The organism is Modestobacter versicolor, assembly GCF_041028285.1.
Lineage (GTDB): Bacteria > Actinomycetota > Actinomycetes > Mycobacteriales > Geodermatophilaceae > Modestobacter > Modestobacter versicolor_A.
Genome location: NZ_JABGDB010000003.1, coordinates 145,921 through 166,728, shown reverse-complemented (window position 1 = coordinate 166,728; position 20,808 = coordinate 145,921). Strand labels below are relative to the sequence as shown.

At 74.4% G+C, this 20,808-nt stretch carries 19 protein-coding genes; 12 read left to right on the top strand and 7 right to left on the bottom strand.

What is annotated here, in order from left to right; all coding sequences use genetic code 11:
- The first annotated feature begins 9 nt into the window (after window positions 1-9).
- The gene (locus HL054_RS12035; RefSeq protein WP_369139246.1) at window positions 10-972 is read left to right on the top strand and encodes an NAD(P)H-dependent flavin oxidoreductase; all 963 of its coding nucleotides are present in this window, start codon (window positions 10-12) and stop codon (window positions 970-972) included.
- Window positions 973-1,033: 61 nt separating this feature from the next.
- Here HL054_RS12035 and HL054_RS12030 read toward each other — a convergent pair whose 3' ends face one another.
- The 5 genes from HL054_RS12030 to HL054_RS12010 all read right to left on the bottom strand — a co-directional run bounded on the left by HL054_RS12030 (window position 1,034) and on the right by HL054_RS12010 (window position 4,422).
- Window positions 1,034-1,726: a DsbA family oxidoreductase gene (locus HL054_RS12030; RefSeq protein ID WP_369139245.1), complete on the bottom strand. Its 693-nt coding sequence runs from the start codon at window positions 1,724-1,726 to the stop codon at window positions 1,034-1,036.
- A 29-nt stretch (window positions 1,727-1,755) separates the two neighbouring features.
- Entirely contained in the window at window positions 1,756-2,763 is a 1,008-nt protein-coding gene (locus HL054_RS12025) for a cation diffusion facilitator family transporter (RefSeq protein ID WP_369139244.1), read from the bottom strand.
- A gap of 65 nt (window positions 2,764-2,828) precedes the next feature.
- A complete protein-coding gene (locus HL054_RS12020) occupies window positions 2,829-3,689 on the bottom strand; it encodes an ATP-grasp domain-containing protein (protein ID WP_369139243.1) in 861 nt (286 codons plus the stop codon).
- A gap of 31 nt (window positions 3,690-3,720) precedes the next feature.
- Window positions 3,721-4,014 (bottom strand): DUF1905 domain-containing protein, encoded by a 294-nt coding sequence (locus HL054_RS12015; protein ID WP_369139242.1) that lies wholly within the window; start codon window positions 4,012-4,014, stop codon window positions 3,721-3,723.
- A gap of 39 nt (window positions 4,015-4,053) precedes the next feature.
- Window positions 4,054-4,422, bottom strand: a complete 369-nt coding sequence (locus HL054_RS12010; protein ID WP_369139241.1) for a MerR family transcriptional regulator — start codon at window positions 4,420-4,422, stop codon at window positions 4,054-4,056.
- Between the two features lie 94 nt (window positions 4,423-4,516).
- On the opposite strand from HL054_RS12010, the gene HL054_RS12005 reads away from it, so the two are divergent.
- Window positions 4,517-5,221 (top strand): SDR family oxidoreductase, encoded by a 705-nt coding sequence (locus tag HL054_RS12005; RefSeq protein ID WP_369139240.1) that lies wholly within the window; start codon window positions 4,517-4,519, stop codon window positions 5,219-5,221.
- A gap of 97 nt (window positions 5,222-5,318) precedes the next feature.
- Here HL054_RS12005 and HL054_RS12000 read toward each other — a convergent pair whose 3' ends face one another.
- Both HL054_RS12000 and HL054_RS11995 read right to left on the bottom strand, forming a co-directional pair.
- Window positions 5,319-5,696, bottom strand: a complete 378-nt coding sequence (locus HL054_RS12000; RefSeq protein ID WP_369139239.1) for an FKBP-type peptidyl-prolyl cis-trans isomerase — start codon at window positions 5,694-5,696, stop codon at window positions 5,319-5,321.
- A 100-nt stretch (window positions 5,697-5,796) separates the two neighbouring features.
- Entirely contained in the window at window positions 5,797-6,876 is a 1,080-nt protein-coding gene (locus HL054_RS11995; RefSeq protein WP_369139238.1) for an ABC transporter substrate-binding protein, read from the bottom strand.
- A 346-nt stretch (window positions 6,877-7,222) separates the two neighbouring features.
- Between HL054_RS11995 and HL054_RS11990 the strand changes: the two genes are divergently transcribed.
- The 10 genes from HL054_RS11990 to HL054_RS11945 all read left to right on the top strand — a co-directional run bounded on the left by HL054_RS11990 (window position 7,223) and on the right by HL054_RS11945 (window position 20,791).
- On the top strand, window positions 7,223-9,898 hold the full coding sequence (locus HL054_RS11990; protein WP_369139237.1) for an ATP-binding protein: 2,676 nt from the start codon (window positions 7,223-7,225) through the stop codon (window positions 9,896-9,898).
- A 218-nt stretch (window positions 9,899-10,116) separates the two neighbouring features.
- Window positions 10,117-10,815 (top strand): class I SAM-dependent methyltransferase, encoded by a 699-nt coding sequence (locus HL054_RS11985; protein ID WP_369139236.1) that lies wholly within the window; start codon window positions 10,117-10,119, stop codon window positions 10,813-10,815.
- 455 nt (window positions 10,816-11,270) lie between these two features.
- Window positions 11,271-13,091, top strand: a complete 1,821-nt coding sequence (locus HL054_RS11980) for a thiamine pyrophosphate-requiring protein (protein WP_369139235.1) — start codon at window positions 11,271-11,273, stop codon at window positions 13,089-13,091.
- An 89-nt stretch (window positions 13,092-13,180) separates the two neighbouring features.
- Window positions 13,181-14,197, top strand: a complete 1,017-nt coding sequence (locus HL054_RS11975) for an ABC transporter substrate-binding protein (protein WP_369139234.1) — start codon at window positions 13,181-13,183, stop codon at window positions 14,195-14,197.
- A complete protein-coding gene (locus HL054_RS11970) occupies window positions 14,197-15,150 on the top strand; it encodes an ABC transporter ATP-binding protein (protein WP_369139233.1) in 954 nt (317 codons plus the stop codon). Before HL054_RS11975 ends, HL054_RS11970 begins: the two co-directional genes overlap by 1 nt.
- Window positions 15,150-15,998 (top strand): ABC transporter permease, encoded by an 849-nt coding sequence (locus tag HL054_RS11965; protein ID WP_369139232.1) that lies wholly within the window; start codon window positions 15,150-15,152, stop codon window positions 15,996-15,998. Before HL054_RS11970 ends, HL054_RS11965 begins: the two co-directional genes overlap by 1 nt.
- Complete coding sequence (gene ilvD, locus HL054_RS11960) at window positions 15,995-17,740, top strand: dihydroxy-acid dehydratase (protein WP_369139231.1); 1,746 nt, start codon at window positions 15,995-15,997, stop codon at window positions 17,738-17,740. Before HL054_RS11965 ends, ilvD begins: the two co-directional genes overlap by 4 nt.
- Entirely contained in the window at window positions 17,737-19,101 is a 1,365-nt protein-coding gene (locus HL054_RS11955; RefSeq protein WP_369139230.1) for an FAD-dependent oxidoreductase, read from the top strand. The genes ilvD and HL054_RS11955 overlap by 4 nt, the downstream gene beginning before the upstream one ends.
- Window positions 19,098-20,375, top strand: a complete 1,278-nt coding sequence (locus HL054_RS11950) for an aconitase X (protein ID WP_369139229.1) — start codon at window positions 19,098-19,100, stop codon at window positions 20,373-20,375. The genes HL054_RS11955 and HL054_RS11950 overlap by 4 nt, the downstream gene beginning before the upstream one ends.
- Entirely contained in the window at window positions 20,372-20,791 is a 420-nt protein-coding gene (locus HL054_RS11945; RefSeq protein WP_369139228.1) for an aconitase X swivel domain-containing protein, read from the top strand. Before HL054_RS11950 ends, HL054_RS11945 begins: the two co-directional genes overlap by 4 nt.
- Window positions 20,792-20,808: the final 17 nt, after the last annotated feature.

Here is a 20,808-nt window from a genome sequence, read left to right as displayed (position 1 = left end):
GATGGCCCGGTGATCAAGACGGCACTGACCCGCTGGTTCGACCTCGACGTCCCCGTGTTCGGCGCACCGATGGCCGGGGTGGCCGGCGGCGAGCTCGCCCGGGCCGTCTCGCTGGGCGGCGGGCTCGGCATGATCGGCGTGGGGTCCGAGACCCCCGCGGGGTGGGTCACCGAGCAGGCCCGGCTGCCCGCCGAGGCCGACGTCTCCTTCGGCATCGGGCTGATGGCGTGGGCGCTGGACCGCCGTCCCGAGCTGCTGGCCGCCGCCATCGCCGCCGAGCCGGTGCTGGTCTCGGTCTCCTTCGGCGACCCGGGGCCGTTCGTCGGGCCGCTCCACGACGCCGGCATCGCGGTGGCCACCGCGGTCAACACCCGCGCCGACCTGGACCGGGCGGTGGCGGCCGGGGCCGACGTCATCGTGGCGCAGGGCACCGAGGCCGGCGGGCACACCGGGCAGCGGGCCACCCTGCCGCTGCTGCAGGAGGTGCTGGCCGTCACCGACCGGCCGGTGCTCGCCGCGGGCGGCATCGCCACCGGCGCGGGCCTGGCCGCCGTCCTGGTGGCCGGGGCGGCGGGCGCCTGGGTGGGCACCCCGTTCCTGTCCTCACCCGAGGCGACCAACTCCCCGGCGGCGCGGGAGCGGGTCCGGGCCGCGAGCGGCGACCGCACGGTGCTGACCAGCGCCTTCGACATCGCGCAAGGGCTCCCCTGGCCGGCGCGCTGGCCTGGCCGGGCGCTGGTCAACGAGTTCACCCAGACCTGGCACGGCCGCGAGGACGAGCTGCGCGGCGACACCCAGGCCGCCGAGCAGGTGCGGCGGGCCCGGGCCGAGGGCGACCTGGAGCACAGCCCGGTCTACGCCGGGGAGTCCGTCGGGCTGGTCACCGCGGAGGAGTCGGCGACCGACGTCGTCCGCCGGCTGGCCACCGACGCCGAGAAGGCCCTCGAGCGCGCCGCCCGTCTCGTGCGCTGACGGCCCCCTCGCAGGGTCCCGCCGCGAGCCTGCGAGGGGTGGGGGGCGAGGGGGTCCTTCCTCAGACCGAGCAGGTGCCGTCCGCGCAGCCCTCGGCGGCGGGGACGGTGACCAGCGGGTGGCTCGCGGCCCAGGCCCGCTCGAGCAGCTCCAGCAGGGTCTCCGCCGGCTGCGCGCCGGCGGCCCCGTACGCACGGTCGACGACGAAGAACGGCACGCCGGTCGCACCCAGCGCCCGGGCGGTCGCGATGTCCTCGTGCACGGCGGGCAGGAAGCGCAGGTCGGCGAGGGCGGCGCGGACCTCGGCCTCGTCCAGGCCCACCTCGACGGCGAGCGGCACCAGGGCGTCGATGTCGAACACCGAGCGGTGCTCCTCGAAGTGCGCGTGCAGCAGCCGCTCCTTCAGCGCACCGCCCAGGCCGTGCTCGGCGGCGAGGTGGAGCAGCTGGTGGGCGAGCAGGGTGTTGCCGCTGACGCCCTGGACCAGGTCGTAGTGCAGCCCCTCGGCGGCCGCGACCTCCTCGACCCGGCGCATCTGGCCGGCCATCTCCGCCTCGCTGCGGCCGTACTTGGCGGCCAGCGCGGGCAGGGTGGGCTCGGTGTGGCCCTCCGGCACGCTCGGGTCGAGCTGGAAGGAGCGCCACACCACCTCGACCTCGTCGGCGTGCGCGAACCGGGAGAGCGCCGTCTCCAGCTTGCGCTTGCCGATGTAGCACCACGGGCACACGACGTCGGACCACACCTCGACCTGCACGGACGTCGTCAACCGGCGGCGGGCCCGGCTCATTCCGCGGTGGGCGCGGCCACCCGGGCGCGGCCGTCGCCGGCCGTCGGGTCGAGGAAGACGTACCGGACACCGGGGTGCCGCGCGACCAGCCGGCGCTCGGCCTCGTCGGAGGCCCGCTCGATGTCGGCGACCGTGGCGGTGTCGGCGAAGTCCACCTTGGCCGCCACCACCAGCTGGCCCGGCCCGATCACCGTGGTGAGCAGGAACGGCACGCCGTCGACCTGCGTCAGCGCGGCGATCTCGTCCTCCAGGTCCTGCCGGGTGGTGCCCGGCACCGACTGGCCGATCAGCAGCGAGACGTTGGCCCGGGCCAGCGACCCGGCGACCAGCGCCAGCAGGACGCCGATCAGGACCGCGGCCACGCCGTCCCACAGCGGGTCGCCGGTGACCTGCTCCAGGAACAGCCCGAGCGCGGCGAGGAGCAGCCCGACCAGCGCCGCGGAGTCCTCGAACGTCACCGCCTTCACCGTGGTGTCCGTGGTGTGCCGGAGGTACCGGCGCGCGGTCACCCCGTGCTCCCGCGCGGCGCCGCGCACCTGCCGGACCGCCTTGAGCAGCGACCCGCCCTCGAGCACGAAGGACACGGCGAGGATGACGTAGGAGATCGTCGAGGAGCCCTCCGGCTCGCGCTCGAGGATCGTCGACACGCCCTGCCAGATCGAGAACCCGGCGCCCAGCCCGAAGGTGCACAGCGCGGCCAGGAACGCCCAGAAGTAGGTCTCCCGGCCGTAGCCGAAGGGGTGCCTCGCGTCCGGCGCCCGGTTGCCCCGCTTGAGCGCGACGAAGAGCAGCACCTCGGTGACGGTGTCGGCCAGCGAGTGGGCGGCCTCGCTCATCATCGCCGAGGAGTGGCTGACCAGGCCGCCGACCAGCTTCGCGGCGGCGATCGCCAGGTTGGCCAGGCCGGCGACGACGACGGTGCCGGTCGACTCGCCGCCCGCGTCGCCCCCGCCTCGGGCCTCCTCGACGGTCGCGTGCTGGGGCGCCGGGACTGGTTGCGTCATGCACCGGCCGGTTCCCCGCTGCCGTGATCGCCTAACCCGGGGCAGGTGAGCGGCTCATCACGCGCTCAGGCGAGCTGGGCCACCACGTGCTCGGCCAGCCGGGCGCGGGCGGCGTCGTCGGCGAACGACAGGAAGAGGAAGCAGTCGGTGGCCTCCAGCTCCAGCACCACCGGGCCGTCCGCCCCCGGCACCAGGTCGACGCGGGCGTAGGCCAACCGGGTGCGTCCGCCCGGCACGGCGTCCACGGCCGCCTCGGCGACGGCGCGCTGCTGCGCAGCGACCGGCACCGCCTGCAGCGTCGCCATCACGTCGGCCACCACCACCGGCGACCGGACGCCCACGTCCGTCAGCAGCGGCGCCCGCCGGACGGCGTGGGAGAGCTCGCCGCCGAGGTAGACCAGGCTGGTCTCGCCCTCGACCTCGATCCCCGGGAGGTACGGCTGCACCATCGCCGTCCGGCCCTGGGCGTGCAGCCGGGCGACGAGCGCTGCCGCCTCCGGGTCGCCGGGCCCGCGGAACCGCCCGGTGTCCGCGGCGCTGCCGCTCACCGTGGGCTTGACGACGTGGTCGCCGTCCGGTGCGGTCCACGCCGTGCCCGGGGGGACCAGCACGGTCGGCACCGTGGGCACGCCGGCCCGGGCCAGGTCGTCGAGGTACCGCTTGTCGGTGTTCCACGCCAGGACGTCGACGGGGTTCACGGTGCGGGGGCAGCCGCCGGCCCAGCGGAGGAACTCCGCGCGGCGCAGCGGGTAGTCCCAGGTGCTGCGGACCAGCACGGCGTCGAAGGCCGGCCAGTCGACCTCCGGGTCGTCCCAGACGACGGGCCGGGCCCGGACCCCGACCTCCGCCAGCGCGGCCAGCAGCAGCGGGCCGTCCTCGTCCAGCTGGGGCACGGCCGCGCAGGTGGCGACGCCGACGTCGATCACGGCGCCACCCTGCCCGATGGTGCTGACGGTCTCAGCTGAACCGCTGCTCCAGGTGGACGGCGACCGCGGTGCCGGCCTCGTGCTTGCCGATCGCGGCACACAGCGCCTTCCTCAGCGGCAGCCAGTGCGGCCCGCTGCCCGAGGGCATCAGCGTCGCGGTGAACGGGTGGCCGTCCAGGGTCCCGGCGACCTTCACCGCCCGCCGGGTGCCGAGGGCCTGAGCGGAGCCGGGCAGTTCCAGGTACGTGGGGAAGGCGCCGTCCTTCTCGATGACGCTGGCGAAGGTGACGTCGATCGGCTGGCCGGTCTGTGCTGCGGCGGTCATGCGAGGAGGACTGCCGTGACCGCGCGGAGTCATCGGTGGTCAGCCCACCGGGGCGTCGACCGGCACGTGGTCGCGGCCGATGCGGATGATCTCGTCCAGTCGCTCCCGGGCCTGGACGAGTTCGGCGACCTGCCGGTCGATGCCGTCCCGCTGCTCGACCAGCCGGGCGATCATCTCCGGCGTGGCCCGGCCGGTGTGCACGCACGGCAGCACCTCCAGGACGTCGGTGCTGCCCAGCCCGGCGGCGTACATCTGCTGGATGAACCGCACCCGACCCACCGCGCTCTCCGGGTACCGGCGCTGCCCGCTGGGGGTGCGCTCGGCCTCCAGCAGCCCCTGCTCCTCGTAGTAGCGGAGCGCCCGCACGCTCACGCCCGCGCGGGCGGCGACCTCACCGATGCGCAGCACCGGACCTCCTCGTGATCGGGCTCACCCTTGACCCTGACGTCAACGTCAGGTCCTAGCGTCCTGGACAGGTCACCCCGAACGCAAGGAGAACGTCATGGACATCACCGGGTCCGTCGCCCTCGTCACCGGCGCCAACCGCGGCCTCGGCCGCCAGTTCGCCCAGCAGCTGCTCGAGCGCGGTGCCGCCAAGGTCTACGCCACCTCCCGCCGCCCCGAGCTGGTCGACGTCCCGGGCGTCGAGGTCCTGCGGGTCGACATCACCGACCCGGGGTCGGTCGCGGCGGCAGCCGCGACCGCCGGCGACGTGAGCCTGCTGGTGAACAACGCGGGCATCACCACCGGCGCGAACCTGGTCACCGGCGACCTGGCCGACGTCCGGCGGGAGATGGACACGCACTTCTACGGCACGCTGGGCGTCGTCCGGGCGTTCGCGCCGGTGCTGGGCCGCAACGGCGGCGGCGGGATCGTCAACGTGCTCTCGGCGCTGTCCTGGTTCTCCACCGACGGGGCGAACGCCTACAGCGCCGCGAAGGCCGCGGCGTGGAGCCTCACCAACGGCATCCGGCTCGAGCTCGCCGCCCAGGGGACGCAGGTGACCGGGGTGGTGCTGGGCGCTGCCGACACCGACATGATGGCCGGCTACACCGGCCCGATGACCGCCCCGGCGGACGTCGTCCGGACGGCGCTGGACGGCCTGCAGGCCGGCGACTGGGAGGTGCTGGTCGACCACTGGAGCCGGCACGTCAAGGCCTCGCTGGCGGCCGACCCCCGCGAGTTCTACGGCCAGCCGGCGGTGTGAGCGCAGGCCCCGCTGCCCCCACCGCGCGAGCCCGGGCGGCCCCGCTGCAGGGGCCCGCCGCGAGCTTACGAGCGGTGGGGGGCAACGGGGTCCTCCCTCAGCGGACGCCGACCAGGTCGACGACGAAGACCAGCGTCGCGCCGGGCTTGATCACGCCACCGGCACCGCGCTCGCCGTAGGCCTTGTCCGCGGGGATGGTCAGCCGGCGGCGGCCGCCGACCTTCATGCCGGCGATGCCCTCGTCCCAGCCCTGGATGACCATGCCGACGCCGAGGCGGAACTCCAGCGGGTCGCCCCGGTCCCAGGAGGCGTCGAACTGCTCGCCGCCGTCGTGGGTGACCCCGACGTAGTGGGCGCTCACCAGGCTGCCGGCGGTGGCCTCGGGGCCGTCGCCGACCACCAGGTCCTCGATCACCAGGTCGTCGGGCTCGGGGCCGGTGGGCGGCTCGACGTCGGGGCGGGTCAGCTCTGCCACGGGGCTCTCCTCGGTTCGCCGCCGGGGCTCTCCCGGCGGGCCTGCCCCATCCAACCCGGCACCCGCCCCCGCCCGCGAGGTGCCCCCGACCGCTCCGCGCTCAGGACTGCGGGGCGAACTCGTCGGTGAGCCACTCCGCGGGGTCCGCGCCGTCCGGGGCCATGCCGGCGTCGACCATCGCCTCGTAGGTCTCGGTCCAGCGCTCGGGGTCGGTCTTCAGGAGCTGGTCGTCGCCGCCCTGCGTCCAGCTCTCGACGTAGATCTCCATCGAGGCGACGGCCGACTCCGGGTCCTCCAGCGCCGGGACCTCGAAGTCGCCGCCGATGCACTCCATCGTCTTCGAGAAGCCGTCCGCCTGGTCGTCGGCGATGTACCGGATGGCCGCGGCGATCGACGCGATGTAGCGGGTGAGCTGGTCGGCCTTCTCCGGGTCCTCGATCTGGTCGGTGCTGCTGACGTAGAGCTGGTTGCCGGCCGGCATGAACTCGGTGGGGTTCATCGCCACGGCGTCCCGCTGCGCCTGCAGGATCAGCGCGGTGTCCAGCGAGACGAGGTAGCCGTCGATCCGCCCGGACTCGACCAGGTCGAACACCCCGGGGGCCAGCCCGGTCACCTCGCGCTCCACCGAGTCACGCGGGATGCCGTTGGCGCTGAGCATCAGGTCCAGCGTCTTCTCGGAGGTGCCGCCGACCGACGGCAGCCCGATCAGCGTGCCCTCGAAGTCGGCCGGCTCCTCCAGCGGGGCGCCGGAGCTGGACATGATCCGGATGGCGCCGGACTTCTCGACGTCCCCGAGGTTGCGCAGCGGCGCGTCCTGCTCGGCCAGCGCCGCGATCATCTCGATGTCGCCGGCCCGGGTGAGCAGCGCACCGCCGGCGATCACCGTGTTGATCGCCTGCGCGGAGCCCTGCGTCGGCTCGAAGGTGACGTCGAGCTGGTTGTCCTCGAAGAAGCCGGCACACGTCGCCACCATCTCGGGGGCGAACGACAGGGACTCGATCGGCACGACGTTGAGGAAGGTGACCTCGTCGACGCCCCCGCCCCCGCCGCCGCCGCCCCCGCCGGCCGACTCGTCCGACCCACCGCAGGCGACGAGCAGGGACGCGCCGAGCCCGAGGGCCACCAGGGGGCGCCAGACCGACGTCGTGCGGGAGCGGGCCTCGCGGGCGGGAGCGGTCATGGACGTCCTCCAGGGGAGCGGTCGGTGACGGGCCGGGGAGGACACCGGCGGACTGTGGTCCCGGTCACCCCCCGGGGAGCCATCCAGCCGACCGCCGCGGGGTCGGGGCAAGGCATCGGCGGAAGCGTTACCCGAACGTGACCGCGCGGACCGCGACCCCGCCGACCGCTCCGCCGGGCCCCCGGGACGGCGTCCCGGGGGGTGGACTCGCGGACGGCGCCCGGCCCTCCACCGCCGATCCGGCACGTCCGCCGGTAGGTTCCCACTCGCGGGAGGCCGACCCGGTCGACCGCTCCCCGGCCTGCGGGTGAGCGGCCCCGCCGTCCGGCGTGGCAGGGAGGTGTGCGTGCAGGAGGCAGCCCCGTCGGGGTCCGCGGACCCCGACCTCTTCGCCGGTGGCGGCGAGGCGGGCCGGCTGATGGCAGCGCACGACTGGGCGGCCACCCCGATCGGGCCGGTGGCGTCCTGGCCGGCGAGCCTGCGCTTCGCCGTCCGGACCGTGCTGGCGTCCCGGTTCCCCATGGTGCTGACCTGGGGCCCGGAGTACCTGCAGTTCTACAACGACGCCTACGCCCCCTTCATCGGCGCGAAGCACCCGGCGATCGGCGCCGACATCCGGGTCACCCTGGCCGAGGGCTGGGCGGCCCTCGAGGGCCCGGTCGAGCACGCCATGGCCACCCGCGAGGCCTCCTGGCTGCCCCGGCTGCCGCTGCTGCTCGAGCGCGCCGGCTACCGCGAGGAGACCTACTTCACCGTCTCCCACGCCCCGGCCTTCGGCGACGACGGCCGGGTGGCCGGGATGCACGCCGTCTGCACCGAGGTGACCGGGGAGGTCCTCGGCGAGCGCCGGCAGCGGCTGCTGCACGACCTGTCCTCCGCCGGCGCGACCCTCGGTGACGAACCGGCCGTGCTGGCGGGGCTGTGCGAGGCGCTGGCCACCGACCCGCTGGACCTCCCGTTCGCCGCGGTCTACCTCGACGACGGCGGCCGGCTGCGCCGCGCGGCGACCGTCGGCTGCCCGGCCGAGCTCCTGCCCGCCGTGCTGGACGACGCCGCGCAGCTGCCGGCCGGGGTCCCCGGGCTCGGCCTGGTCGGCGGCTTCTGGCAGGACCCGGTCACCGACGCCGTGCTGCTGCCGCTCACCGCGGCCGCCGGCGACGAGCAGCTGGGCGTGCTGGTCGCCGGCGTCAGCCCCAACCGCGTGCTCGACCCCGAGTACCGCACCTTCCTGGACCTGGTCGCCGGCCAGTTCGTCGGCGCCCTGGGCAACGCCCGCGCCTTCGAGGCCGAGCGCCGCCGGGCGGAGTCGCTGGCCGAGCTGGACCGGGCCAAGACGGCGTTCTTCTCCGACGTCAGCCACGAGCTGCGCACCCCGCTGACGCTCCTGCTGGGGCCGATCGGCGACGTGCTGGCCGACGTGGCAGCGCCGCTGCCACCCGCCGCGCGCGACCAGCTGACCCTGGCGATGCGGAACGGGCAGCGGCTGCAGCGGCTGGTCAACGACCTGATGGACTTCGCCAGCATCGAGGCCGGCCGCGCCAGCGCCGTACGGGTGGAGACCGACGTCGCCGACTTCACCGCGGAGCTGGCCGGCGTGCTGCGGGCCGCGGCCGAGCGGGCCGGGCTGCGGCTGACGGTGGACTGCCCGCCGCTGCCCCGGACGGCCTCCGTCGACCCGCGGATGTGGGAGAAGGTCGTCCTCAACCTGCTGTCCAACGCGGTCAAGTACACCTTCGTCGGCGGCATCTCGGTGACCATGCGCGGCACGGACGACGCCGTCGTGCTCACCGTCGCCGACACCGGGATCGGCATCCCGGCCGCGGAGCTGCCGCTGGTCTTCGACCGGTTCCACCGGGTGCCGGGCTCGTTCGGGCGCAACCGGGAGGGCACCGGCATCGGCCTGGCCCTGGTCCGCGAGCTGGTCGGCCTGCACGGCGGCTCGGTGTCGGTGGCCAGCGAGGCCGGCGTGGGCAGCACCTTCACCGTGACGGTGCCCTACGGCAGCCCGGACGCCCCGCGCGACGCCGCGCACCCCGCCGCCCCCTCCGAGGTCGCGCGCGGCACCGCCGAGGCCTGGGAGCAGGAGGTGGCACCGGCCGAGCAGGCGTCGGCACCGACCGGGACGACGACCACGGTGCTGGTCGTCGACGACAACGCCGACATGCGCACCTACCTCACCCGGCTGCTGGCCCCCACCTGGCAGGTGCGCACCGTCGCCAACGGCGAGGAGGCGCTGGCCAGCATCGCCGACCAACGGCCCGACGTGGTGCTGACCGACGTGATGATGCCGCGCGTCGACGGCTTCGAGCTGCTCCGCCTGCTGCGGGCCGACGAGGGCACCCGGGACATCCCGGTCATCATGCTCACCGCCCGGGCCGGCCAGGAGGCGGCGGTCGAGGGCTTCGCCGCCGGGGTCGACGACTACCTGGCCAAGCCCTTCCAGGCCGCGGAGCTGGTCGCCCGCGTCCGGGTCGCCATCGAGCGCGCGAACGGCCGGCGCGAGGCGATGGACCCCGACGTGCCGACCGGGCCCGTCCGGGTGCCCTCCGTCCCCCGGCCGACCGGGGTGCGCACCCTGGTCCCGGCCAGCCGGCCACCGGCGGTGGCCCCGCCGCCGGCGCCGGAGCAGGTGCACTACGAGCGCTGGCGCTTCCCGTCCACCCCGCAGGCCGTCCCGGCGCTGCGCCGGGCGCTGCGCCGGCTGTTCGCCACCGCCGGGCTGGACGAGGACACCGCCTACGACCTGCTGCTGGCCGCGTGCGAGGCGGCCACCAACGCGGTGGAGCACGCCCAGCACCCGACCGAGCCCTTCGTCGACGTGGCCGCCGAGGTCGGGGGCGGCCGGGTCGAGATCACCGTGCGCGACCACGGCCAGTGGCGGGAGCGGGTGCCCAGCATGGACCGCGGCCGGGGCTCCACCCTGATGAGCGCCTTCGCCGACATCACCGCCGTCCCCGGCCCCGAGGGCACCACGGTGACCATCCGGGTGCCCCGCACGCCGGACGACGCCCCCTCCGCGTAGGTGTTCGACGGGCCGGGGAGCCGGCGGCTGAGGTGCTGCGCTGGGCCGTCAGGAGCCTGCCGCGGCACAGCTCACGACGGGCGGGCGGGTGGCTCCTCCCCCGGGACCGGCGCGAGGCGGTGGAGGACGAAGATGCCGCCGTGGGCGGGCAGGTGGCGTCGTTCGTGATCAGTCCGGCGGGTCCCCTGCCCCACGTCTCCTCCGAGGAATGGATCCCCGTGACGACCAGCGACTACGACACCTTCGCAGCGGCGTACGCCAGCGAGAACGACGCCAGCCTCCACAACCACTACTACGAGCGGCCGGCGATGGTCCGCCTCGCCGGGGACGTCGACGGGCGCCGGGTGCTGGATGCCGGCTGCGGCTCGGGCCCCCTGACCGCTGCGTTGCAGGAGAAGGGGGCGGTCGTGACCGCCTTCGACGCCAGCCGCGAGATGGTCGGGCTCGCCCGGCAGCGCCTCGGGGCCGACGCGGATCTCCACGTCGCCGACCTCGGCGCACCGCTGCCCTTCGACGACGACGCGTTCGACGACGTCGTGGCCTCGTTGGTCCTGCACTACCTCCAGGACTGGGTCGCCCCGCTGCGGGAGCTGCGGCGCGTCCTGCGGCCGGGAGGGCGGGTCATCCTGTCGGTGCCCCACCCCAGCGTCTACCTGGTCAACTACGGAGGCAGCACGTACTTCGACGTCACCCGGTACTCGGAGGAGTTCACCTTCGACGGCCAGGAAGCCGTCCTGACGTACTGGCACCGCCCGTTGCACGCCATGTCCGACGCGTTCACCGAGGCCGGCTTCCAGATCTCGGTGATCAGCGAGCCGCCCCATGCCGCGGACACGCCTCGCGATCTCCTGCCGGAGCACCTGCGTGACCGGACCGCGTTCGTGTGCTTCCTCTTCTTCGTCCTCGAGGCACGCTGACCCTCCAGGCCGGTGAGCACGACCGCACCCCGCGCTCGAAGGGCGCCTGAGCGGACGGGGCTCCGGTCCACGGCGGACGCCACCGACGACTGGTCCGCCACCTGATCGGCGGCGGCCGGAGTCGGCGTTGTCCCACATCCCGTCGGCGAGCTCCTCGGCCGGGTCGTCGATCGGCCCGCCGGTGGGGTGGTCCCGACTCCTGCGTCCCCGGTGGCCCCCGGCGTCCCCCGGGCGCCCCATGTCCGCCGGCACCACCACCGGGCCGCCCGACCGGGCCCGTGCGCCCTCGACCGGCGCGTCCCTCGCCGGTCTTTCGTCCCTGGCGTTGACAGGCGACCCTGTGACCCCGCTAACATGTGCGGTACCAGCACAGCTGTTCGTATGGCGAACATCCATCCGGACCCCACTGGCCGCACCACCCGTCAGGACACCGCCGTCCACCCCCGGGAGACACCGTGAGCGCTCTGCCGCACGTGCCCCTGGACGCTCCCCCGAGCCGTCCGGACGTGGCCACGACCGGCGCACCGGCCCCCCGGCTGGCCGGCAACGCGGCCGAGGCGCTGGTCTCCGCCCTCGTCCGGCACGGCGTCGAGGTCGTCTACCTGAACCCCGGCACCGACACCGCCCCGGTCCAGGAGGCCGTCGCCGCGCTGCGTGAGGCGGGCCTGCCCACCCCGCGGGTGGTGCTCTGCCGCCACGAGGCCGTCGCCCTGGCCGCCGCGCACGCCCACTTCGCGGTGACCGGGCGCCCCCAGGTGGTGATGGTCCACGTCGACGTCGGCACCCAGAACCTCGGCGCCATGCTGCACAACGCCGCCCGGGCCGAGGCCGGCGTCGTGGTGATCGCCGGGCTGACCCCGCGCACCACCCACGGGCAGGTGCCGGGCGGGCGGGACACCGTCGTGCACTGGATGCAGGACGTCCCCGACCAGGCCGGCATCGTCCGGGCCTACGTCAAGTGGTCCACGGACCTGTACAGCGCCGCCACCGTCCCCGAGCAGCTGGCCCGCGCCTTCCAGGCCGCCAGCGCCACCCCGCCGGGCCCGGTGTACGTCACCGTCGGCCGCGAGGTCCTGATGGAGACGGTGACCGGTCCGCCGGCCCCCGCGCCGCGGCGGGCGGTCCCGGCCCGGACGGCGCCCGACCCGGTGGCGCTGGCCGAGGCGGCGGCGGTGCTGGTCCGCGGCGCCCGCCCGGTCGTGGTCACCAGCCGGGTCGGCCGCGACGTCGCGGCCGTCGCCGAGCTGGCCCGGGTGGCCGAGCTGCTCGGCGCCCCGGTGCTGGACCGGCGGGAGCGGGTCAACCTCCCCTCCGACCACCCCTGCTACGTGCCCGACACCCGGCGCAGCGCCGAGCTGCTGCGGGCCGCCGACGTCGTCCTGGTCGTCGACTGCGACGTGCCGTGGGTGCCCGCGCAGGCGGCCCCGCCGGCGACGGCGACCGTCGTCCAGCTGGACGCCGACCCGGTCAAGTTGTCCATGCCCGGCTGGGACTTCCCGGTCGACCTGGCGCTGCAGTCCGACCCGCTGCTCGGGCTGCGCGCCCTCGCCGACGAGCTGGAGCGGCTCGCGTCGACCGGCGTGCTGGCCCCCCGCGCGCTGCCGGCCGCCGTCCCGCCGCCGCCGGTCCCCGCCGGGATGACCCCCGCCGCGGTCGTGCGGGCCCTCGACGAGCTGCTCGACCCCGAGGACCTGGTGCTCGACGAGACGGTCACCAACATCGAGGCCGTCCGCACCGGGCTGGCCCGCACCCTGCCGGGCACCACCTTCCAGTGCGGTGGCTCCGGCCTCGGCTGGGCGATGCCGGGCGCGATCGGCGCGCGGCTGGCCGCCCCCGACCGCCGGGTCGTGGCGGTCGTGGGCGACGGCACCTTCGTCTTCTCCGGCCCCACCGCCACGCTGCTCACCGCCCGGGACGCCGGGACGCCGTTCCTGACCGTGGTGCTGGCCAACGGCGGCTACGCGGCAAGCCGGCGCCCGGTCTTCGACCTCTTCCCCGACGGCGCGTCCGCCCGCAGCGGGGACGTCGTCGGGACGCTCTTCCCCGAGCCGCCGGACGCCGCCCTGCTGGCCGGCGCCTGCGGCGCGCACGGCGAGGACGTCACCACCACGGCCGAGCTGGCCCCGGCGCTCGCCCGCGGCCTGGCCGCCCTCGCCGAGGGCCGGTGCGCCGTGGTCGTCGCGCACGTCGACTCACCGTGGATCGACCGGTCACCACCGGACGACCGCACAGCTCCCACCCACCCATCCGCACGACCCCGAGGAGAACGTCCATGAACGCAGGCACCCGGACCAGCCGCCGAGCAGCATCGCGACGGTCCCCGGTCCGAGCGGCCCGCGGCCCGCTCGCGCTCTGCCTCGCGGGGGTGCTGCTGGCAGCCTGCGGCGGCTCCGACGCCGAGGAACCCGCGGCGTCCGGGAGCGAGGGCTCCGGCGGCAGCGGCGAGGTCCAGGAGGTCACCTTCCTGAACATCCTGCCGCTGGAAAGCCTGTCCTTCGCCCCCGAGCTCGTCGCCGACAACTGCGGCTACTTCGAGGAGCAGGGGCTGGACGTCAGCTTCGAGACCACCCAGGGGTCGGCGCAGGCCATCCAGACCGTGCTCGCCGGCTCGGCGCTGATCACCCGCGTCGGTGACCTGGAGACCCAGCTGGCCGTCGCCGAGCGCAACGCGCCGCTGGTCAACGTCGGGCAGCCCACCAAGCAGGGCACCATCCGCTTCATCTCCGGCAAGAACGACCCGCTGGAGAGCGCCGAGGACCTCGAGGGGCGCCTGATGGGCACCCCGTCGGAGGGCGGCACCAGCGAGATCCTGCTCAAGCTGGTCGCGGCCTCGGCCGGCATCGACCCGGACGAGGTGCAGACCCAGGTGGTCGGCCTGGCCCCGGGCGTGTTCGACCTGGTGTCCTCCGGCCGCATCGGCGGCTACATCGTCTCGCTGGACACCGCGGTCGCCCTGGAGCAGCAGCAGCCCGACGCGGTCGTCTACGCCCCGAACGACGCCATCTCCAGCGGCGGCCAGGTCTACGTGACCTCGCAGGAGCAGACCGAGGACCCGGAGAAGCAGGAGCAGCTCCGCAAGTACCTCGCGGCCATCGACGAGACGCTGAAGTTCATCATCGCCGACGAGGCCAACGGCTTCACCGAGACGCTCGAGTGCCTCTCCTCCGTCGACATCCCGGCCCTGCAGACCCCGGAGATCGCGAAGGAGAGCCTGTCGGTCTACGTCGAGTCGTGGACCGCCGCCGGTGAGGACCAGATCGGCGCGACGGTGCCCGAGCAGTGGGAAGCGGTCTACCAGGAGATGGTGGACTCCGGCTTCATCGAGGACGGTCTGGACCCGTCCGAGTGGTACTCCAACGACTTCCTCCCTGGGAGCAACTGATGTCGTCACTGCCCGGAACCACCCCGGCCCCCGGCACGGGGACCCACGCCGCCCTGACCCACCACGGCGCCACCGACGCCGACCGGCTCGACGACCGTCCGGCGACCGTGCCGGTGGGTGCTGAGCCCGCCGCGCGGCCCGGCGTGACCGACGTCGGCCCCGCCGGAGACAGGCCCGCACAGCTCCGGCTGGTCGACGTGGACAAGACCTACCAGGCCCGCCAGGGGGAGGTGCACGCGCTCAGCAACGTCAACCTGACCATCGGCCGCGGCGAGTTCATCTCGCTGGTCGGCCGGTCCGGGTGCGGCAAGACGACGCTGCTGCGGATCCTCTCCGGCCTGCTCGCCCCCACCTCGGGCACCGTCGAGGCCGACGGGGCGAGCATCTGGCGCAACGGCAAGCGCAACGACGAGGCCTTCAAGCAGTTCGGCCTGGTCTTCCAGGACGCCAACCTGTTCCCCTGGTACACCGTCGCGGAGAACGTCTCGCTGCCGCTGAAGCTGCGCGGGATGGGCAAGAAGGCGCGGCTGGCCCGGGCCACCGAGCTCTGCCAGCTGGTCGGCCTCCCCGGGTTCGAGAAGGCCTACCCGCGGGAGCTCTCCGGCGGCATGCGGCAGCGCGCGGCGATCGCCCGGGCGCTGAGCTACGACCCGACCATCCTGCTGATGGACGAGCCGTTCGGCGCCCTGGACGCGCTGACCCGCGACAAGATGAACCTGGAGCTGCAGAACATCCACGCCCAGGCCGGCGCCACCGTCGTCTTCGTGACGCACTCGATCCCCGAGGCGGTGTTCCTCGCCGACCGCGTGGTGCTGCTGACCCCGCGGCCGGGCCGGATCCGGTCCATCACCCCGGTCGGCCTGGGCCGACCCCGATCGCTGATCACGGAGACCAGCCAGGAGTTCCAGGACGTCGTCCGCGTCCTGCGCAGCGAGCTGGACGAGGAGGAGTGATGACCGCAGTCGACGAGAACGTGCGCAAGGACAGCCCGACGGGTGCCCGGCGGGGCCTGTTCGGTGACCGCGAGCGGCTGATGAAGGTGCTGCCGTGGATCAGCAGCCCCATCCTGCTGCTCCTGCTGCTGGGCAGCTGGCAGTTCGCCGTCTCCGTCGTCGGGGTGTCGGAGTTCATCCTCCCCTCGCCCGCCGCGGTGTGGGACTCGCTGGTCGAGCTGCTGTCGGGCTCGGCGGTCTACCACGACATCTGGATCACGCTGACCGAGGTGCTCATCGGCTTCGCCGTCGCGCTCGTCGCCGGCGTGGCGATCGGGGCGGTGCTCGGCCGGGTCGTCTGGCTCGAGCGGGCCGTCCAGCCGGCGATGGTGGCCTTCCAGGTGGTGCCGAAGGTCGCGTTCATCCCGATCTTCGTCATCTGGTTCGGCTTCGGCACGACATCGAAGATCATCATGGCCGCGATCCTGGCCTTCTTCCCGATCATGCTGAACGTGATGCTCGGCGTCCGGTCGGTCGACCGCGGCCACCGCGACGTGATGCGCGGCCTGGGTGCCAGCAAGTGGGCGACCTTCCGCAACCTGGAGCTGCCCAGCACGCTGCCCTACGTCTTCGCCGGTGCGGAGGTGGCGATCGTCTTCGCCGTCATCGGCGCCATCGTCGGGGAGTACCTGGGCGGCAGCGAGGGCCTGGGCCACCTGGTGGTCTCCAGCCTCAACGCCCTGGACGCGCCGCAGCTGTTCGCGGTGATCATCCTGCTCGCCCTGATGGGGTCGCTGCTCTACCTGGCGGTCACCACCACCAAGCGGCTGGTCATCCCCTGGCACGACTCGGTCGCGGGCCAGCAGTGACGGCGGAGCAGGTCGCCCTGCGCAGCAACCTGGCGGTCGGCAGTTCGCGCTGGGCGGTCCGCCGGGCGCAGTGGCGGGCGCTGGGCATCTCCGAGGAGGACATGACGAAGCCGAAGATCGCGATCGTCAACTCCTCCTCGAAGCTGGCGATCTGCTTCAGCCACCTCGACGACGTCGTCGGCCCGCTGGAGGAGGCCATCCGCGCGGCCGGCGGCGTGCCGTTCGAGGTGCGCACCGCGGCACCGAGCGACTTCATCACCAGCGCCGGCCGGGACGGGCGCTACATCCTGCCCAGCCGCGACCTCATCGTGAACGACATCGAGGTCGCGGTCGAGGGCGCCCAGCTCGACGGGATGGTGTGCCTGGCGTCCTGCGACAAGACCGCGCCCGGCCAGGTGATGGCCGCGGCCCGGCTGGACATCCCGACGATCATCGTCGGCTGCGGCTACCAGCCCAGCGGTCGCTACGCCGGCGAGCACGTCGACATCGAGGAGGTGTTCCTGGCCGCCGGGCACGTCGCCGCCGGCCGGATGTCGCTGGAGCACCTCACCGGGATGAGCGACAACGCGATCCGCGGTCCCGGCGTCTGCGCCGGCATGGGCACCGCGAACTCCATGCACATGGCGTGCGAGGCGCTCGGGATGGCGCTGCCGGGCACCACCCCGGTGCTGGCCAACAGCCCGGCCATGTGGGACGGCGTCGCGCGGGCCGGCGCCCGGATCGTGGAGCTGGTGACCGAGGAGCTCCGGCCCCGGCAGGTGCTCACGCCCGCGGCGTTCGCCAACGCGGTGACGGTCATGCTGGCCACCAGCGCCTCGGTGAACAGCATCAAGCACCTGCAGGCCATCGCGCACGAGGCCGGCTGCGACGTCGACGTGCCCGGGCTGTTCGCCGAGCTCGCCGACCGGGTGCCGCTGCTGTGCTCGGTGCGCCCCAACGGCCCGGACTCGATCGAGGACCTCGAGGCCGCCGGGGGCACCCTCGCGGTGATGAGCCAACTGGCCGGCCTGCTCGACCTCTCCGCGCCCACCGTGGCCGGCGGCACGCTCGGCGACGCCCTGGCCGGCGTCACCGTGGCCGACCCCGAGGTCGTCCGCCCGGTGGACCGGGCGTTCGGGGACCGGCCGAGCATCGTCATCGTGCACGGCTCGCTCGCCCCGGGCGGCGCCGTGGTCAAGCGGCCGGTGCACGACACCGGCGAGCAGGTCTTCCGCGGCACCGCGCTCTGCTACGGCACCCGCGACGAGGCGCTGGCCGGGCTGGCCGCCGGCGAGATCCGCCCCGGGCACGTGGTCGTGCTCGGCGGGCTCGGCCCGGTGGGCGGGCCCGGGATGGCCCTCGGGTCCGCACTGGTCTTCGCCCTGGACGGCGCCGGGCTCGGCGAGACCGTCGCGCTGGTCACCGACGGGCAGATGTCCGGCCTGGTGAACACCGGCACCGTCGTCGGCGAGGTCTCCCCGGAGGCCGCCGTCGGCGGTCCGCTCGCGCTGGTCGAGGACGGCGACCCGATCGTCATCGACCTGGTCCGCCGGGCCGTCGACCTGGAGGTGCCCGCCGACGAGCTGGCCCGCCGCGCCGCCGTCTGGGCCGAGCGGACCCAGGTCCAGCCGGACACCGGCTGGCTGTCGATCTACCGGCAGCTGGTCTCGCCGGTCGCGGCGGGCGCCGTCCTGACCCCCTCCCCGCACGCCCGGACCGGCGTCCCCGCCGGCTCCCCTCCCCAGGAGACGAGCACCCCGTGAACCCGACCCCCCAGTCGCTGGACGAGCCGGCCCGGAGCACCCCGGTGCTGGGCTCCTACGAGGTCGTCGTGGTCGGCGGCGGCCCGGCCGGGGTCACCGCGGCCGTGGCCGCGGCCCGCTCCGGGCGGTCCACCGTGCTGGTCGAGCGCTACGGCTACAGCGGCGGCGCGGGCAGCGCCGGCGGGCTGAGCACGTTCTGCGGGCTGCACGCCAACGTGCACGGCGAGCACCGGCAGGTCGTGCACGGGCTGGCCGACGAGATCCTCGAGCGGGTCGACCGGCTGGGCGGGCTCAACCCGCCGCACCTGAGCTTCGCCGACCGGATCATGGCCCAGGCCTACGACATCTCCGCCTACAAGATCGCCCTCGACGACCTGATGGTCGAGTCCGGCGTCGACGTCCTCTTCCACGCCCTCGGCGTCGGCGTGCTGATGCGCGACGAGCACACCGTCGGGGCGCTGCTGGTCGAGTCCAAGTCCGGCCGGGGCGCGATCACCGGTGAGGTGTTCATCGACTGCTCCGGCGACGGCGACCTGGCCGCCTGGGCGGGGGCACCGTACGAGAAGACCGACCCGGCGCACGGGATGCTCTACCCGTCGCTGATGTTCCGGGTGAACGGCGTGGACGCCGCGGCCGCCGTCGGCGCCCAGCGCGAGATCCCGGCGCTGATGGAGGAGGCCGAGCGCTCCGGCCGGTACCGCTTCCCGCGCAAGCGACCGATCGTCCGGCCGCAGCGCAACCCGCTGGAGTGGCGGGCGAACATCACCCAGCTGAGCAACCCCGACGGCAGCGCGATCGACGGCACCGACGTGCGGCAGCTCAGCCGCGGCGAGCTGCAGGGCCGCCGCCAGGTGCGCGACGTCTTCCCGTTCTTCCAGGAGTCGGTGCCCGGCTTCGCGGACTCGTACGTGGTCGACATCGCGCCGTCCATCGGCATCCGGGAGACCCGCCGGATCATCGGCGCCTACCAGGTCACCGAGGACGACATCCTGGACTGCGTCGACTTCGAGGACTCGATCGGCGTGAACGGCTGGCCGGTCGAGGCGCACGTGGCCGGGGACGTCGAGCTGCGCTGGCAGCGCGGCGCGGACAACCGGGGCTACAACCAGCTGCCGTTCCGGATGATCGTGCCGCAGCTGCTGACCAACACCTACGTCGCCGGGCGGTGCGCGTCGATGACCCACGAGGGGCAGTCCAGCGCCCGGGTGACCGGGCCGTGCTTCGAGATGGGCCAGGCGGCCGGCGTGGCCGCCGACCTGGCGCTGGGCGCCGGGGTCGCCGTCGGCGACATCGACGTCCCGGAGCTGCAGCGGCGGCTGGAGAAGGACGGCGCGTACCTGGGTGGAGGAGACGGCGCATGAGACTGGCACCTGACGAGCAGGCGATGCTCGACGGCGAGCAGGGCGAGGCGGTGCAGGCCGCGATGGACCTGCTGGTCCGTTACGGCGAGGTGCTGGGCGCGGAGCGGCTGGTCGACACCGACAACGTGTGCGGCGCCAACCTCTTCGGCTCCCGGCACACCATGGTCTGCGGCTCCCCCGGCCCGGACGCGGCGTTCTCCGAGCACAGCCTGGACGCCGCCGTCCCGCTGCCCATCCCGCCGGTGCGCGCCCAGAGCTACCAGCTCATCGGGCCGATGGACACCCGCAACTGGGAGGTGCAGGGCGTCTCGGTCGAGGAGCGGGACGCCGTGGTGGCCAGCGAGGCCTACAGCGCCGAGCACGGCATCCACCTGATGAACACCTGCACCCCCTACCAGGTGGGCAACGTGCCGGTGAAGGGCGAGCACTGCGCCTGGATGGAGTCCTCGGCGGTCGTGTACGTCAACTCCGTGCTCGGGGCGCGCACCAACGTGGAGGGCCGGGAGAGCACCGGCGCCGCCATGCTGACCGGCAAGATCCCCTACTGGGGCTACCACCTCCCCGAGAACCGCTTCGGCAGCCACCTCGTCGACGTCGGGGTCCCCGTGGTGGACACCCTCGACTGGGGCCTGCTCGGGTACTGGATCGGCGAGCAGGTGGCCGAGGGCGTGCCGGTGCTCGACGGCATCACCGCCACCCCGGACCTGGTCAAGCTCAAGCACTTCGGGGCGGCCGCGGCCTCCTCCGGCGGGGTCGAGCTGTACCACGTCCCGGGGATCACGGCCGAGGCGCGCACCGTCGAGGAGGCCTTCGCCGCCGCCCCGCCGGTCGAGCGGCTGTCCTACGGGCCGGCGGAGCGCCGGCAGACCTACGAGCACCTGAACTCCACCGGCCGCGACGAGCACGTGGACCTGGTGATGATCGGCTGCCCGCACGCCACCCTCGGCCAGATCCGCGACGTCGTCCGGCTGCTCGAGGGCCGCCGGGTGCACGCCGAGAGCGAGCTGTGGGTCTTCACCCCGCGGGCGCTGCGCGAGGTCGCCGAGCAGAACGGCTACGCCCGGGCCCTCGAGGCCGCCGGCGCCCGGCTGATGAGCGACACCTGCCCGGCGATCGGCCAGTTCCTGCCCAAGGGCACCCGGGTGATCGCCACCGACTCGGCCAAGCAGGTGCACTACCTGCCGGCGATCATGGACGTGCAGGGGTACTTCGGCACCCTGCAGGACTGCGTCGACGCCGCGGTCACCGGCCGCTGGCAGGGGGTGCTGCGATGAGCACCCGCACCCTGCACGGCCGCGGCCTGGTCGGCGGCATCGCCGAGGGCGAGGCGCTGGTCACCAGCGAGGCCCTGTCCGGCTGGGGCGGCGTCGAGCCCCGCCGCGGCCGGGTCATCGAATTGCGGCACGAGCTGGTCGGCCAGTCCTTCGCTGGCAAGGTGCTGGTCTTCCCGGGCGCCAAGGGGTCGTCCGGGTGGTCGGGCATGTTCCACATGTCCCGGCTGATGGGCACCGCACCGGCGGCGATGGTCTTCACCACCATGAACACCAAGATCGCGCTGGGCGTCGTCGTCACCCGGGTGCCGGCGATCACCGACCTGGACGACGACCCGCTCACCGCCGTCCGCACCGGCGACTGGGTGCGGGTGGACGCCGACCGCGGGGAGCTGATCGTCACCCGGGCCGCCGGGTAGCGTCCCGGACGGGACGC

What these genes read in the sequence shown, in the direction of transcription:
- HL054_RS12025 (WP_369139244.1), bottom strand. Translation starts at nt 2,763, where the DNA reads ATGACGCAACCAGTCCCGGCGCCCCAGCACGCGACCGTCGAGGAGGCC.
- HL054_RS12015 (WP_369139242.1), bottom strand. Translation starts at nt 4,014, where the DNA reads ATGACCGCCGCAGCACAGACCGGCCAGCCGATCGACGTCACCTTCGCC.
- HL054_RS12005 (WP_369139240.1), top strand. Translation starts at nt 4,517, where the DNA reads ATGGACATCACCGGGTCCGTCGCCCTCGTCACCGGCGCCAACCGCGGC.
- HL054_RS11995 (WP_369139238.1), bottom strand. Translation starts at nt 6,876, where the DNA reads ATGACCGCTCCCGCCCGCGAGGCCCGCTCCCGCACGACGTCGGTCTGG.
- HL054_RS11970 (WP_369139233.1), top strand. Translation starts at nt 14,197, where the DNA reads ATGTCGTCACTGCCCGGAACCACCCCGGCCCCCGGCACGGGGACCCAC.
- HL054_RS11965 (WP_369139232.1), top strand. Translation starts at nt 15,150, where the DNA reads ATGACCGCAGTCGACGAGAACGTGCGCAAGGACAGCCCGACGGGTGCC.
- HL054_RS11950 (WP_369139229.1), top strand. Translation starts at nt 19,098, where the DNA reads ATGAGACTGGCACCTGACGAGCAGGCGATGCTCGACGGCGAGCAGGGC.
- HL054_RS11945 (WP_369139228.1), top strand. Translation starts at nt 20,372, where the DNA reads ATGAGCACCCGCACCCTGCACGGCCGCGGCCTGGTCGGCGGCATCGCC.